Raw genomic sequence first — 15,521 nt, 5'->3', positions numbered from 1 at the left:
AAACTAGGATGGTCCCATATAAATGACAAAGCCACCTGTCTTTCTTCATCACTTTGAAGTGGTTGATGCCTAAATCAGATTTCCACACTTTAAAATGCAACTCAATTTGCCAACGTAAGCGATACAATTCCATGATATGACGAGCAGATATCCACTCTGGCAGATTCGTCATATAAATCGTAATGCCTGCTAAATCACGTACCACTTGTTTGGGCACCTTTCCTGATTTCTGGGCTCGTCGATTAATTTTTTTGATGTGTTGCGCTTTCCCCTGCTCATCATGGGAAAAAATAATACAACGAGCTGGAAAATGAGCATCCCGTCCAAAATAAACACCCTCTAATTCTAAAAGTTCCTCTGGTAGTAACTTTTTACAAAGTGCCACGAAATCAATGCGATGATAAAGACTACTTTGAATAACCTCACCATTTGAGTGATAGGAAGGAAATAGATTTTCGAAAGCGGCATACGCATCTGTCCGTATTTTTGTAATAAAAAAACCCTTTTTTTCCTCGATTTTTTTTAATTGTTCGAAGTTAAAATAACCCAAATCTTGTAGACAAAGTTCATGTTCTGTCAGAAACGGAATCCGCATGGCACCTACTTTCGCATCATTCATTCGGTGAAAAGCAACGTGAAGAAATGTCGATTGACCGGATAAGAGATCCAATTCAAATTGAATTTTGGCGGATGCTTGTTTGGTTTTTTGAGCGCGCTTTTGAAAACGATCTGGTACACTAACTGTGGTGGAATCAAGTACCCGAATACTGGTAAATGGCCATGGTTCAGACAGAGAGAGCGAAGAAAAAGATAGTTGATGTTGTGCCCATACGAATTCTTGAATGAGTCGTTGTAAAAAAGCCGTGGCTTCCGGGGTAAATTTTTTATCCATGGCTGCCCGACTAATGGAAATGGCTTGTTTCATTTGTAAGGTTGTACATAACTCTTGGATTGAGCAATCTGCTAAATTCCCATGGACATGAAACAATAAGGATAGGAAGTCACTCGCAGAGACTAGTCGCTTTCTTTGAATAAAACCCGTTTCTTTGGCTATTTCATCTACTCTTTCAGGACAAATGACTTCAAATAGCTTTTGGAGTAATTGTATATGTTTCGGTGTCGACATCAAAAGCACCCCTTCCAAAAAAAGTTTTGTATATATCTATACCACTTTTTAGAAGAAGTACACATTTCTTAAGTTGACAGCTATGGGCTACTCGACTCCCGTGGGATAGCGAGACAGACGAGAAACTGAGGCCAACACGATGTTGGTCACGAAGGCGTTGTTGCTGTCGCTACGCTTTCGCACAGATAAATTGTCACAGGACGTGACGCACTTAGTCTTCGTTCCTCTAGCGCAGGAAGCCTTGCTCTGCGCGAAAGCGAAGCGTCAGCGGCAAAGCGAGTAGCCTGGAACGGAAATCACCTTCATTTGACTTAGTAGTGTTCACAAAGAGTCCCTTGACCATTTAGTTTTTCAACACTATGCCTACTCTATTAAAGAGTAGGCTTCTCTAGTACGCCTTTAGAAGCGAGCACCAATGATTCAATCTTATGCCAATTATTTTCGTGTAATGCCGTCACAATGGCACTGCCGACAATGACACCATCTCCAAGTGCCCCCATACTAACCACCTGTTCAGGTGTTGAAATACCAAATCCTGCTAGAACCGGAATTTCACTTGCTTCACGTAAGCGAGCAAAATGGCCAGCTAAATCATCTGCAAAGCTTGAGCGAGCCCCCGTGATGCCATTGACTGTCACAGCATAGACAAAGCCTTGACTAGCAGCCGCGATACGCGTAATTCGTTCAGGTGGGCTTGTTAATGATACAAGCTGGATTATGTCAATACCATGAGGATTTAATGCCTCCTGTAATATAGCACTTTCCTCAAGTGGAACATCAGGAACGATTAATCCTGTTACTCTTCCTGCCACACAAGCTTTTGCAAACTCCTCTAAGCCGTAAGCTAAAATAGGATTAAAATAAGTCATAACCACTAATGGTACATGAATCTCAGCTCTAAAGGAGGCCAGCTCTTCTAACACCTTTCGTAATGTCACACCTGCTGCTAAAGCTCGTTCACCTGCTCGTTCTATTGTTGGACCATCTGCAACAGGGTCTGTAAATGGAATACCGACCTCAATAGCAGTAACTTCCAATTGCTGCAGCTTTAGAATTGTTGGTCTTAATGTTTCTAGCCCACCATCTCCTGCCATAATATACGGCACAAATGCTTTATGACCAGCAATTTTTGTTTGTTCAATTGCCTGCTGTAATGTTGTCATGATATATCCCCTCCTAATGCTTTACGGACTGTATGAACATCTTTATCGCCTCGGCCCGATAAGCATACAACAATGATGTCATCTGTAGACATCGTTTTCGCTAGTTTTGCTGTATAGGCGATAGCATGAGAGCTCTCTAACGCAGGAAGTATACCTTCTGTACGGCTTAATAACTGTAAGCCTTCTAGTGCCTCACTATCTGTAATCGAATCAAAATGAGCACGACCAATATCATGTAAATAGCAATGCTCTGGACCCTTTCCTGGGTAATCTAGCCCGGCAGATATAGAGTGAGCCTCCTGTACAAAGCCATTATCATCCTGTAATAAATACATAAATGCTCCGTGCAATACACCTAGCTGTCCACCAGCAATAGCCGCTGCATGTTTTCCTGTTTCAATACCACTTCCCGCAGCCTCTACACCGTATAACGCTACAGCTTCGTCATCGACAAAGGGATGGAACATACCAATTGCATTACTGCCACCACCGATACAGGCAACAACTGCGTCTGGTAAACGTCCTTCCTTTTCAAAAATTTGCTGTCTCGTTTCAATACCAATGATACGCTGGAAGTCTCTGACGATTTTTGGAAATGGATGTGGTCCTAAAGCTGAGCCTAAAATATAATGCGTATCCTCAACATTTGTCACCCAATAGCGAAGTGCAGCATTAACAGCATCTTTCAATGTTTTGGAACCTGTTTCGACAGACTCCACTTTTGTACCAAGTAGCTCCATGCGAAATACATTTAACTGTTGACGCTTGATATCCTCAGCACCCATAAAGACAACACATTCTAGGTTTAAAAGAGCACATGCGGTTGCAGTGGCTACACCATGCTGCCCTGCTCCTGTTTCCGCTACAATTTTCTTTTTGCCCATGCGTTTAGCCAGCAGTGCCTGACCTATGGCATTATTGATTTTATGGGCGCCTGTATGATTTAAATCTTCTCGCTTTAAGTAAATTTTCGCACCACCCAACTTCTGTGTTAAGTTTTCTGCGTAGTACAACGGTGTCTCACGCCCAACATATTGTTGTAAATAATAGGCTAGTTCATCCGTAAATTCCTGATTGCTCATTGCCTCATCATAAGCTAACTCTAGTTCCTGCAAGGCTGTCATTAATGTTTCTGGAACAAACTGTCCTCCAAATTTACCGTAACGACCTTCCTTTGTCGGTACGCTATTTGCAATTGAATTTACCATTATGCTCTTCCTTTCTTTACAGCTTGTATAAATGCATTTATTTTTGCTTCGTCCTTTATACCATCTGTCTCCACACCGCTCGATACATCTACCATATAGGGCGACACCAGAGAAACAGCCTCAGCAATATTTTCAGCTTTTAAACCACCTGCTAAAATTAATTTCTCTCGCGGAATCCCTGCCATTTCTAGAAGTGTCCAATCAAATGTGTGACCACTCCCACCTTTAAAATCGGTGCCGGGTGCATCAAATAAATAATAATCAACATTATAATTAGCTGCTGCACGAACATCTTCTTCATCACGAACTGAAAGTGCCTTAATAGCTGGATAACCTTGCTGACTGATAAATTCGGGTGTCTCTTCTCCATGGTACTGCACATAATCTAATGGCACACCTTCTACAGCGGCTTGCAGTTCCTCCACACTTGGATTAACAAAGACTCCTATTTTCAAAACACCCTTTGGTACATATTTGGCTAATTGATGTGCCTGTTCAATAGAAATTTGGCGCTTGCTTGGGGCAAAGACAAATCCAATTGCATCTGCTCCTGTCTCTACTGCAGCTCGTACATGCTGCTGTTCCTTCAATCCACAAATTTTCACCTTTGTCATACGGATGCCTCCACCTTGCTTACCTGTAAACTTTTTAGTGCGGCTCCTGCATCACCACTACGCATCAAGGACTCGCCAACAAGAACACCACTGGCCCCCATTGCTGCCACCGTTTTAGCATCTTCCTGGTTCCAAATGCCACTTTCACTGATTAACACATGCTCCTCGTCGAATGGGAAAGCCTCTGTAATTTCACGCGTTCGTTCTAAGCTCACCTCAAAGGAACGTAAATCCCGATTATTAACGCCAATCAGTTGAGCTCCTATTGCCAAAGCTCGTTCAAGCTCCTGAAGGTCATGCACTTCAACTAATACCTCTAAATTCAAACCTGTTGCATAGTTATATAAATCACGTAATAATTCATCTGTTAATGCAGCGACGATTAATAAAATAATCGATGCACCTGATGCTTTGGCAAATCGGATTTGTACACGATCAATCATAAAATCCTTACAAAGAAGAGGTGTTTGAACAACATCGGCAACTGCAGCTAAATCCTCAAAGGATCCTTTAAAAAATTCCTTATCTGTTAGTACAGAAATAGCGGCTGCTCCTGCTTGTTCATATATTTTTGCTTGAGCAACTGGATCTGCTCCTTCTGCGATAAGCCCTTTGGAAGGTGATGCACGTTTCATCTCAGAAATAACCTGTAATGTTTCCGATGTTCGTAATTGCACAAATAATGATGATGATCGCGGCTTTTCTGTAAAATAAGCAAGTGGGTCAGGTTGTTCAAGTAATGCACATACCTCTATTTTTTTCTGTTCAATAATTTTATTTAAAATATTCATTGTCCAACCTCCACTTCTTTAATTTTCTCGCTGAAAGCAGCGACTGCCTCTAATTTTTGTAATGCTCGCCCACTAAAAATGCTATCCCTCGCCATGTCTACGCCCTCTTTAACTGTTTCGGCTTTTCCATAACTGAATAGTCCAATACCAGCATTTAATAATACTGTGTCAAAGTAGGCACTTTGTTCACCAGCTAATAATTTTCGCATAATAACGGCATTCTCATCTGCATTTCCCCCTCGGATTGACTCTAGCGGCGCATAGCTAAGCCCTGCATCCTCTGCGGTTAATGAAAAAGGTATTAAGTCTCCTTTATCCACTAAGACAAAGGTATTCTGCCCAGCTAATGACGCCTCGTCTAGCCCCTGTGGTCCTGAAACGACCATCGCTCGTTCACGTCCAAGCATTTGTAAAACCGAAGCGTACTCCATGACAAAATTAGGTCGATTTATACCCGTAAATTGCGTTGATAATGAAACTGGGTTTGTAAGAGGACCTACAAGATTAAAAATTGTTGGTTTACCCAGAGCACGACGCACCTCTCCAATCCGCTTTAATTTTGGATGCACATTTGGCGCATATAAAAAGGCAATCCCCTCTGTCTCTAGCAGTTCAACAGTTTGCTCAATTGTAATATCGGTATGAATACCGAGCGCTTCTAAAACATCCGCACTTCCTGATGCTGAGGAAATTTTGCGGTTACCATGCTTAGCCATTTGAACACCTGCTCCAGCTAAAACGAAAGCAGATGCTGTACTGATATTAAAGGTATTCAAACCATCACCGCCTGTACCGCAATTATCCATATATACACCTGCTTTTGCAGGTACATCAAGCGCAAATGACCGCATAACAGTTGCCAATGCTGCTACTTCATGTGCTGTTTCACCCTTAGTTGATAATGCTGTTAGAAAGCTAGCTATTTCCTCCTTCGGTGTGTCATCCTGGAATATCCAATTTGCTGCCTGCAGCATTTCTTCATATATGAGATGCTCGCGCTGCTGTACTTTTTGCTGAATAGCTTCCATTAATGTTGACCTCCTTCTTTTTCAAGTAGCCGTAAAAAATCTCGTTCTTCCTCTTCTGACTGTTTCAAAATTTCGTTGGTATTTGTATATTTCGTAACCGTTACAGTTGTTTGCATATGCATTGTTTCATTGGCTATCACCATTGATTTTCCTGTTAAAGCAAAATCAAGATGACCATTGAAGCCAATAAACCCAAGGGCACCGCCAAAAACACCTGTAGCCTGACTAAATTTATCCAAATAATCCTTGGCCTGTGCCTTTGGAATTTCTGTTGATGCAAAAGGTGGTAATGTAGCAGCTAAGACATCAAGTCCATGAAGCATCGGTAAAATTTGACCTTCAACCCTAGATGTCATGTGTAAAGCTTGCTTAGAACGCTCAATTTTCATCGCCTCAATCACCTGAATCGAATCTCGGAAGCACACTGACCGCAGCTCTTGCTGAATGGCGGAAACTAGTACCGCATGAGATTTTCTCACTTCTGTGCTTTCCACTAGTTTTCGTTCTTGCTCCAAGTCTTCACCCTTAGTTTTACCTCTAGGAAGCGTTCCTTCTGTTGGCGTTGCAATAACCCGCTCACCCTTAACTCGAATAAGGCTTTCAGGAGATGTTCCTAATACTATGTGATCCTCAAATTCTACATAATACATATAGGGTGCCGGATTTTTCTTCCGTAATTGACGATATAAAGCGAAAGCATCTCCTTGTAAATCAGCTATTAAGCGCTTTGAAAGCACAACCCTTGCCGTCTCTTCATCCAAAATATTTTTAATAGCAGTAAGAGAGCTCTCAAAATGTTCATTCGCTAAGTATTCCTTTGGAGCATAGTGACAGTTTGTATCCTCAGCCTCTTTACCTTTTAAAAGCTGTTGTGCTAGCTCTTCTAAATTTGGTTCTTTTTTTTCTGCATCTATATTTGTATGAATTAGTGTAACTTCGTCTGTTACATGATCAAAAACAATAACTGTCTCATAAACATGGAAATGCACGTCAGGCAGCTCCATATTCACCTGTACAGTAGAAGGAATTGACGTTGCCCCATGACCTACATAACCAACAGCACCTCCTGAAAATGGGAACTGCGTAGTATTGGAAACGCGAGGCATTAATCTTTTCAATAACACAAATAAATCACCTTTATGTGTATATGTTTTTCCCGTTTTATAGGAATACTCTTGAATTTCATCTCCTTGACCTTTATATGTTTTTCTAGGGTTAGTACCAATAAAAGAAAAACGTCCTGCACCCTCATGCTGGGCTGAACTCTCTAGCAAAAATTTATGATTACCTTGTAAGCGTCTAAAAATTAAAATCGGCGTTAAAGAATCACCATTAATTGTTTTCATTTTTGTTCTTGAACTCGTAGATAGCATAAGTACCAAGCTCCTTTTCAAAATTTCTACTGAATGCAATCACTGATTAAATAGTTGCTGAAAATAAAAAAAGCCCTCTGCAAAAAGGATTTTTCCTAATTGCAGAGGACGATTAAGACCGCGTTGCCACCTCATATTAGAGCATATTGCTCTCCCTTATGTGCTGTCCTAGCATGACATGAAATCCATCACACAAAGATAGTCCGAAGACTTTTAACTTTTTAACCTGCATGGTCATTAAAGTTAAAGCACCCCCTATAACGTAGGGAAGCCGTTCGCTTTTATTATAAGCGACTCTCATAAGTCCATTCACATAAGCTGCAAATCAGTTCACACCATCCACTGACTCTCTAGATTGCACACTTACACTACTATTCTTATTCAACAATTTCTCAGCTATTCTTATCTAAACTCAGCTCATCTGTTCTATGGCCAGCCTCGCTCCCGAGACCTTCTACCATTGTTCGAACAAAAAGTTAGCCTTATTCTATGCCAAACCAACAAAATTGTCAATCAATTCTGAGAAAAAGAAAAAATACGAATGAAATGATGAAAAGCATTACTAGTAAAAATCGCTTTTATCTATTCAACAAAAAGGAAGTAAAAATACCTAAATTTAAACTTTTCCCAAGTATTGACCTTGCAAAAATATCAAGTTATAGTAATTTCAGAACATTTATTCTCTAATATTATGAAGGAAAGAAGGAACGTAAATGTCCGTTCGCAAAAAACTAAATATAGGATTTATTTCATTAATTTGTTTATTACTGATTTTGAGTATTCTCTCATTTCTGCAATTTAAAGTAGCGAAGAGAGATATAGATGAGGCATTAAATCATCGAATTGTTCAAATGCAATTAACAGAAAAAATACAGCAACAAATTGCCTCTCAAGGTCTATTTTTACGTTCCTATATTTTAAATAGTAAAGATGAAACGGCGAAAGCTAATTTAGAAAGATATGAAAAGCTATTGCCTGAGACGATTCAAGAATTGACTAGTATCGTCCGTTCAGATTATACAAAGGGTATTATGGAGCAAGTAACTGCATTACAAAATGACTTACTGTCTAGTTCCGAAAAGGCGATACAAGCTTTTACTAATGGCGACCCTGATTTAGCATTATCCTACATAAATAATGATGTGACAAAATATAATAGGGAAATCTTTGCTTTGACAAAAGAGCTATTAGAATATCATAATGAACAACTTCAAAAGGTTGAGCATAATGTGGATTTAACTGTATCAAGAGCTATCATTATCTCCATTGTCTTGCTTATTGTAAGTGTTTTTGTAGGACTATACTTTATGAATTTTGTGAAAAATTCTATCGTACAACCTCTACGACAGGTAATCGATGCAGCTGATGCATTAGCACAAGGTGATTTAACAATCGACCAACTCGACTATAGCTCAAAAGATGAAATTGGTATTCTTGCTACAGCAGTAAATACGTTAAAACAAAATTTATCTAAGCTAATAGGAAGTGTTCAAGATAGTGCCACACATTTATCTGCTGTTTCTGAAGAGCTTTCTGCAAGCACTGAGGAAGTGACAGCTACGTCAAGCGATATTGCACACCGTGTAAAAGAAACAACGAATCACTTAACTGCATCAGCCAGCTCAGCTCAGCAAAGTACAATCGCTATGGATGAAACTGCATCTGGTGTACAGCGTATAGCTGAGGCTACACAATACTTACATCACAACGCTCTCAATATGACACATCTTGCCAATACAGGTGGTGCAACCATTTTAACTGCTAAAGATCAGATGAATACAATCTCTGGAGCTACAATACGTATTGCTGATTTTACAAAAAAACTTAGTAAGCAATCTGAAGATATTGGCCAAATTACAAAAGTAATCACAGCCATTACGGAGCAAACCAATTTACTAGCATTGAATGCCGCTATCGAAGCAGCAAGAGCTGGTGAACACGGCAAGGGCTTTGCAGTCGTTGCAGATGAAGTGCGAAAGCTAGCAGAGGAATCAAATCAATCTGCGAGTCAAATTGTCGCAATTACAAATGAGATTCAAAAGGATACAAGAAATGTCGAGGATGCTGTTAATGAAGGCTTAGCATCTGTTCAAGATGGTGTAGCTAAAATATATGAGGCAGGCGATGCCTTTGACGCTATTTCATCATCTGTTCAAGACTTCACAGACCAAATTGAAGATATTTCAGCCACTTCGGAACAAATTTCAGCTGGCGCTCAAGAAGTAGCCGCCTCTATAACAGAAATTGCCACTGGTGCAGGCATTTCAGCAGATAACTCCCAAATTATTGCCCAGGCAGTTGAGGAGCAAGTAGCCACAATGCAGCAGGTCAATGCAGTAGCTGAGGAACTAAGTGACAACGCCTAACAGCTACAAACCTTACTCCAACAATTTAGACTTTAATGGACAAAACAAAAAGAATCTGCAACTTTCCAATGAAAGCATGCAGATTCTTTTTTATCATCAAAAACAGGGAAAGAAAATTTCCTTCCCTGCTCCAAATTTAAAGTCATATTTTAAACAACAGGCTCGTCAGTACCCCATTGCTTCTTCTCTTTTTTGTGAATCTGACCATCTGATTTTTTCATTTCACGAATTTTTAATGAATACCAGATTTGTGCTGCAATACAGATTGATGAATACATACCTGTTATTAAACCAATTAATAACGCGATTGAGAAGTTTTGAATCGATGGTGCACCTAAAATAAGAAGTGCCACTGTAACGATAATAACTGTTAACACGGTGTTCACAGATCGACCCATCGTTTGACGTAATGATTTATTAACGATATTCGCTAACACTTCACGGTCCTTAATCGTATCATATCGATCTAAGTTTTCACGCATCCGGTCAAACGTAACAATCGTGTCATTAATGGAGTAACCAACAATCGTCAGTACCGCCGCAATAAATGTTATATCGACCTCTAAGCGCATAAAACTAAATACCGCAACAATTAAGAATACATCATGTAGTAACGAGACAATTGCGCCAATACCCATACGCCATTCGAAACGAACCGCTACATAGATAATAATACCAAGAGCTGCCAGTGATAAAGCTTTGATCGCGTTAATCACAAGTTCTTTACCAACAGTTGGCGACACTGTACTTACCCCAGGCTCATGACCATATTTTTCGCCCGCTTCTTTTTTGAATTTCAAAATATCCGCTTGAGATAGATCTTCTTTATAACGAATAACTGCAGAGTTACTCTTTTCTCCTGCTAAGATAATATCCTCAGATGAGAAGCCAATGCTATCTATATATTTGGATACCTCTTCTTTCGTCAACGTTTGATCTGCTTCAATTTGCACACGCGTACCACTTGAGAAATCAATACCAAGGTTTAGTCGGAATATACCAATAACCACTAAACCAGCCACTAAAATAGCTAATGAGAATGTGTAGAATTTCTTACGATTGTGAACAAAGTCAAAACGATCAAATTTCGTTGATAAATCTAATGTTCCGATATTTTCATCTAAGCTATGCTGTTTCGATTTCGCAATACCAAACCACGCAGGATTGTTGAAATAGCCACTATTTACAAGTAATCCTTGTAATACTCGAGATCCCCAAACAGCTGTTAGGAAGCTTAGTAAAATACTAATAATTAATGTTGTTGCAAACCCTTTAACAGAGCTTGTCCCGAATTGGAATAATACAGCAGCTGCTAATAATGTAGTTAGCTGCGCGTCGATAATGGCTGATAGGGACTGCTTCGAGCCAATTTGGAATGCTTGTTTTACTGAATGGCCTACTCGTAGTTCCTCACGAATACGCTCAGCCGCTAGAATATTGGCATCCACAGCCATACCTATACCGAGCACAATCGCTGCAATACCTGGAAGTGTTAAAACAGCATTAATCCAATCAAAAACCACAAGTACTAAGAAAGTGAAAATGGCAAGTGTAATGATAGAAATAAAACCAGGCAAACGGTAGTAGAATAGCATAAATAAGAAAATTAATACTACACCCACAATACCAGCGAAAACGGTACTTTTCAGTGCTTGGTCACCAAACTGTGCACCAACTGACGTAGAATAAATTTCATCAAGCTTTACTGGAAGTGCACCAGCATCTAATATACCTGCTAAATTTTTTGTTTCTTCAACTGTGAAGTTCCCGCTAATCATTACATCTGTTGTATTTAATGTTTGACTAACTGTTGCAGCAGATGCATAACGAGGCTTCGCTTTTTGTGATTCAGTTTTATATGAATCAACACCTTCTTCAAAGTCTAACCATACTACGAGTAAATTTTCACCTGCTGGTTTAGCGGCAATTTTACTTGTAATATCAGCAAATTTTTTCGCATCTTTTAATGTTAATGAAACGATTGGGCGATTCTGCTGGTCAAAGGAATCCTTTGCTCCACCTGGCTTTAGGTCATCACCATCTAATAGTAAATTATCATCGACATCACGGAATGTTAAATTTGCAGAAGTAGACAATAATTTACGTGCTGATTCTTGGTCTTCAACACCGGCTAATTGCACACGAATGCGGTTTTTGTCTTCAACCTGAATACTCGGTTCACTTACCCCGATAGCATTTACACGTTCACCAAGTGCTGTTGCAGTTGCCGATAAAACACCCGGTGTAACTTCTTGTCCCTCTTTTAATTCTTTTACCTCATAAAGAACCTCAAACCCGCCCTGTAGGTCAAGACCAAGCTTAATGTCCTTTAAGACGCCGTTTACAGTCGTACTAATGGCTGCTGTAAAGAGCACCAAAATCAATACGAATGCAACTATACGACTTTTTAGTTTCATTTATAAATCCTCCTCGAATAGGTGTAAGGGCATTCCTTACACTACAAACAAGTATAATAGCAAGACCTTTTGAAACGTCTATTCCTCCTTTTCCTGTAGAATAATGTAGCCTGTGCTTCAAAAAGGTTGCTCTACTTATTTCAATCGTTCATAACGCGCAAATTTATCTTTTTAACCTCTACTTTTCATAACAGCTATTAGAGGTATGACAGTAAAAATACTTATTTCAATAAAAAAAGCGCAACACACTCATTATGAAACAGGTTGCGCTTGGTGTCAATTCAACACTTTTAGTATTCTTTTATTATTTGACAATTTTTACACAGTTCTTAAACTTTAACTGGTCCAAGTAGCATTTTTAACTCTTCTGCGTTCAATTCTGAAAACCAATTATTACTTTGTAAAAACTCTACTTGATTAAAAGATACAATATCCGACGGAGATACAGAAAAAATAGTAGCGATAATCTGATGTAATCGTAATTGTTCGATATTTTTTTTACGCCATTTTTTCTCTATACAATAGCGCCAAAGTTCTTCTGCTGTAATCGCATCGTATTGAAAATGCTGAAACTCTCCTATCTTACTATCAATTGCCGGACGAATTTTTTCAAATAGTTGCTCATATTGCACACTCATTTTGAATCATCTCCAATCAAAGTTGTATCGTAAGACATGTTTGCATACAAATAGTGTAAATGAATTTTTGCGGCTTGAGAAGGGACGGATGGCATGAGTTCTTTTGTACGAGGTACACTATTTTTGATGTTCGTGATTTTTTTATCGAAACTCTTTGGCTTCTTTTATAGAATGCAGTTTATGCGGATCGCTGGTGAAGAAGCAGTCGGTATTTATATGACCGTCTATCCTGCTTTTATTTTCTTTATCTCACTCATTCAACTTGGACTACCTATCGCTGTAGCAAAAATTGTAGCAGAGCTACTAGCAAAAAACAAACGTGAAAACATCTTTGGTGTTATGAAAACGGCTATACTTTGGTCATTTATTGGTATGATCATCTTTATGCCAATTGTTGCACTAGCAATACCATATATCTCGACTACACTATTACATAATGAACATACAACCTTTACGCTCTGGATTGCGCTCTTTGCGGTGCCTGTGTCAGTTGGCTCTGGGCTATTGCGCGCTTATTTACAGGGTATCGCGAAAATTACACCAACAGCTTGGTCTCAAATGCTTGAACAACTTGTACGTATTGGCTTTATCACATTTATGCTTCCATATGTAGCAAATTATAATAATGCTTCTGTAACAGCAGCCTCTGCCATGGGGATTACGCTTCTAGCAGAAGTAATTGCTTTCTTATATTTGTGGATGCATTATATTATTTCAAAGAAAAAATTATTGACAAGAAAAAATAAAATCGAGGCATATCCTTCCTCACCCATGTTACGAGTAGCCCTCCCCTCTGCTGGAAGCAAGCTATTTGGTTCCTTTACATGGTTTTTAGAGCCGATTATCTTTTTAAAGGCTCTAACAATGGCTGGATTGACAGCCTCCGCAGCAACGATTCTTTATGGTGTTATTTCGGGCGTACTAGTGCCGCTTTTGTTATTCCCGGCTTTTGTATCCACTGCACTGTCGATTGTCCTAATTCCGGCTGTTAGCGATGCTGTAGCTCGTCAGCATACACCGCTTTTACAGGAACGTATCTCCGTGTCGTTGCGATTATCGTCTTTAGTGGGATGTATTGCCGCTACGTATTTTTTTGTTCACGGTGATGAACTAGCGATGAAGCTCTTTCATCTACAAGAAAATCGAGGTTATGTGAAAATATTAGCCCCTATTTTTTACTTTTACTATATTCAAAGTCCATTGCACTCGATATTGCAGGCAATAGGCGAGGCCCGCGCTGCCATGATGAACTCCATTTACGGTGGTCTAGGAAAGCTATTTGTCATGTTTGTGCTCGCTTCTCAGCCTGGTATACAGGAAAAGGGGGCAGTTGTGGCAATTGGATTTGGTGTATTACTTACTTCGTTCTTGCATATCGCAACAGTCAGACAACGCAAAAATTTACGTGCAGGCTTTAGAATGTTTGTAGTACCTTATAGTTGCTTTATTGGGGTTTGCGTCACTCAATATTTTTTAATACCCATCATGTCTTTACCTTTTATTTTAAGTAGTTGTGTAACTTTATTTTTACTATTTACTTTTTTAATTTTCTCGAATCAGCTACGTTTTACGGATGTCCAGTATCTACGGAAATTAGTGAAAAAAGTTTAAGATTCTTTCAGTTGAATATGGAGTCGATTATCTTCCCAAATACAAAAAAATACAGTTTTACAATTTGTAATATTATTTTTGGCTAACTCAGCTATTAGCCACTCAGCATCCTTATGCAGAAGTTTCAAATGTCTTTCTTGAATATCGCCATCGATTATCAGTGGGTATACAAATGCCTTTTCATCTTTCTCATAAACAGAAAGATTCCCAGAGGGCTCCAAATAAGCGTAAGCAACTTCTGTAACAGAGGCAGTGCCATTTTCGCGCAATTGCTGACACAAATCATCTAAATTATAGCGTTGCTTGCGCATTTCTTTTTCTAAAATGACACCATCCTTAACCAGTAAAACTGGATCACCATCCACTAAATCACGAAATTTTTTATTTTTTAATGATAAATAAGCACTTCCTATTTGAATAAAAAACAACATGATAATTGGTAAAACGGCATGCATTAAAGGAGTTTCAAAGTCATCAAGTGCAAATGCGGCAACCTCAGCCATTAAAATGGATACCACTAAATCGATGACAGATAATTCACCAACCTCACGTTTACCCATTAAACGAAAAATGATTAGAATAAACACATAGATAAAGCATGTTCTAAAAATAATAATTAAATATTCTTCCATACAGTCACCCCCATACTAACAAGGTGACCGTGTATGTTGCATTTTATACAGAAATGCTTAGTCAAAAATAATTGAAATGGCGATAAGAAATACAAAAGGCATTATCCAAATTTATGTTGGACAACACCTTTAAATCGAAGTTTAGTTATTTTTCACTTACAATGCGTCCGATTGCTTGACGATCAAATTTTACACGTACATTTTCTGAGATTTTCAATGTTACTGCTGTATCCTCAATCGAATCAATCACACCATGTAAGCCACCTATTGTAATTACTTTATCTCCACGTTGCAAATTGCTCTGCATATTTTGTGTTTCCTGCTGTCTCTTTTTAGCAGGGCGGATTAAAATAAACCACATTGCAACGAACATCAACACTATCGGTATAAATTGTAAATACGAATTCATAATTCTTGCCCCCTTTCCATTATCACTTTTTTTAGTATAGACTATTCCACCATTAAAAAGCGATGGACAAGCCCAAAAATTTTCTATATTACTAATATTTTTTCTATAATAGACAATATTTTGCTAGAAATATACACTATTCACA

At 38.9% G+C, this 15,521-nt stretch carries 13 protein-coding genes and 1 other annotated feature; of the genes, 2 read left to right on the top strand and 11 right to left on the bottom strand.

Features of this window, described 5'->3' with window-relative positions:
• The 7 genes from AC3WOM_RS09895 to AC3WOM_RS09865 all read right to left on the bottom strand — a co-directional run.
• The coding region (locus tag AC3WOM_RS09895; RefSeq protein ID WP_492446520.1) for an IS4 family transposase at positions 1-1,126 on the bottom strand (1,126 nt) is incomplete at its 3' end.
• A gap of 371 nt (positions 1,127-1,497) precedes the next feature.
• Positions 1,498-2,289: a tryptophan synthase subunit alpha gene (gene trpA / locus AC3WOM_RS09890; RefSeq protein WP_492446518.1), complete on the bottom strand. Its 792-nt coding sequence runs from the start codon at positions 2,287-2,289 to the stop codon at positions 1,498-1,500.
• A complete protein-coding gene (gene trpB / locus AC3WOM_RS09885) occupies positions 2,286-3,497 on the bottom strand; it encodes a tryptophan synthase subunit beta (protein ID WP_492446516.1) in 1,212 nt (403 codons plus the stop codon). Before trpB ends, trpA begins: the two co-directional genes overlap by 4 nt.
• Complete coding sequence (locus tag AC3WOM_RS09880; protein ID WP_492446514.1) at positions 3,497-4,111, bottom strand: phosphoribosylanthranilate isomerase; 615 nt, start codon at positions 4,109-4,111, stop codon at positions 3,497-3,499. The genes trpB and AC3WOM_RS09880 overlap by 1 nt, the downstream gene beginning before the upstream one ends.
• Positions 4,108-4,902, bottom strand: coding sequence for an indole-3-glycerol phosphate synthase TrpC (gene trpC, locus AC3WOM_RS09875; protein ID WP_492446512.1), 795 nt, complete (start codon positions 4,900-4,902; stop codon positions 4,108-4,110). The genes AC3WOM_RS09880 and trpC overlap by 4 nt, the downstream gene beginning before the upstream one ends.
• The gene (gene trpD / locus AC3WOM_RS09870; RefSeq protein ID WP_492446511.1) at positions 4,899-5,930 is read right to left on the bottom strand and encodes an anthranilate phosphoribosyltransferase; all 1,032 of its coding nucleotides are present in this window, start codon (positions 5,928-5,930) and stop codon (positions 4,899-4,901) included. The genes trpC and trpD overlap by 4 nt, the downstream gene beginning before the upstream one ends.
• Positions 5,930-7,303 carry a chorismate-binding protein gene (locus AC3WOM_RS09865; protein WP_492446509.1) on the bottom strand — a complete coding sequence of 458 codons (1,374 nt, stop codon included), beginning with the start codon at positions 7,301-7,303 and terminating at the stop codon, positions 5,930-5,932. Before AC3WOM_RS09865 ends, trpD begins: the two co-directional genes overlap by 1 nt.
• A gap of 101 nt (positions 7,304-7,404) precedes the next feature.
• Positions 7,405-7,697 (bottom strand) — a binding site (T-box leader).
• A gap of 319 nt (positions 7,698-8,016) precedes the next feature.
• Here AC3WOM_RS09865 and AC3WOM_RS09860 point away from each other — a divergent pair.
• Positions 8,017-9,669: a methyl-accepting chemotaxis protein gene (locus AC3WOM_RS09860; protein WP_492446508.1), complete on the top strand. Its 1,653-nt coding sequence runs from the start codon at positions 8,017-8,019 to the stop codon at positions 9,667-9,669.
• Positions 9,670-9,818: 149 nt separating this feature from the next.
• Here the strand turns inward: AC3WOM_RS09860 and secDF are convergent, their stop codons facing one another.
• Entirely contained in the window at positions 9,819-12,086 is a 2,268-nt protein-coding gene (secDF, locus tag AC3WOM_RS09855) for a protein translocase subunit SecDF (protein WP_492446506.1), read from the bottom strand.
• A gap of 329 nt (positions 12,087-12,415) precedes the next feature.
• Positions 12,416-12,724: a post-transcriptional regulator gene (locus tag AC3WOM_RS09850; RefSeq protein ID WP_427541947.1), complete on the bottom strand. Its 309-nt coding sequence runs from the start codon at positions 12,722-12,724 to the stop codon at positions 12,416-12,418.
• 93 nt (positions 12,725-12,817) lie between these two features.
• Here AC3WOM_RS09850 and AC3WOM_RS09845 point away from each other — a divergent pair, with 93 nt between their 5' ends.
• Positions 12,818-14,335, top strand: coding sequence for a putative polysaccharide biosynthesis protein (locus AC3WOM_RS09845; RefSeq protein WP_427541950.1), 1,518 nt, complete (start codon positions 12,818-12,820; stop codon positions 14,333-14,335).
• Here the strand turns inward: AC3WOM_RS09845 and AC3WOM_RS09840 are convergent.
• Positions 14,332-14,967, bottom strand: coding sequence for a DUF421 domain-containing protein (locus AC3WOM_RS09840; protein WP_492446504.1), 636 nt, complete (start codon positions 14,965-14,967; stop codon positions 14,332-14,334). The two genes, AC3WOM_RS09845 and AC3WOM_RS09840, sit on opposite strands and share 4 nt — an antisense overlap.
• Before the next feature lie 145 nt (positions 14,968-15,112).
• Entirely contained in the window at positions 15,113-15,376 is a 264-nt protein-coding gene (gene yajC / locus AC3WOM_RS09835; RefSeq protein ID WP_427541956.1) for a preprotein translocase subunit YajC, read from the bottom strand.
• Between the last annotated feature and the right edge of the window lie 145 nt (positions 15,377-15,521).

The organism is Lysinibacillus sp. FW301-JW8, from assembly GCF_058788755.1.
Note: the sequence above shows the minus strand (reverse complement) of the source record. Positions and strands in the feature narration are given on the sequence as shown.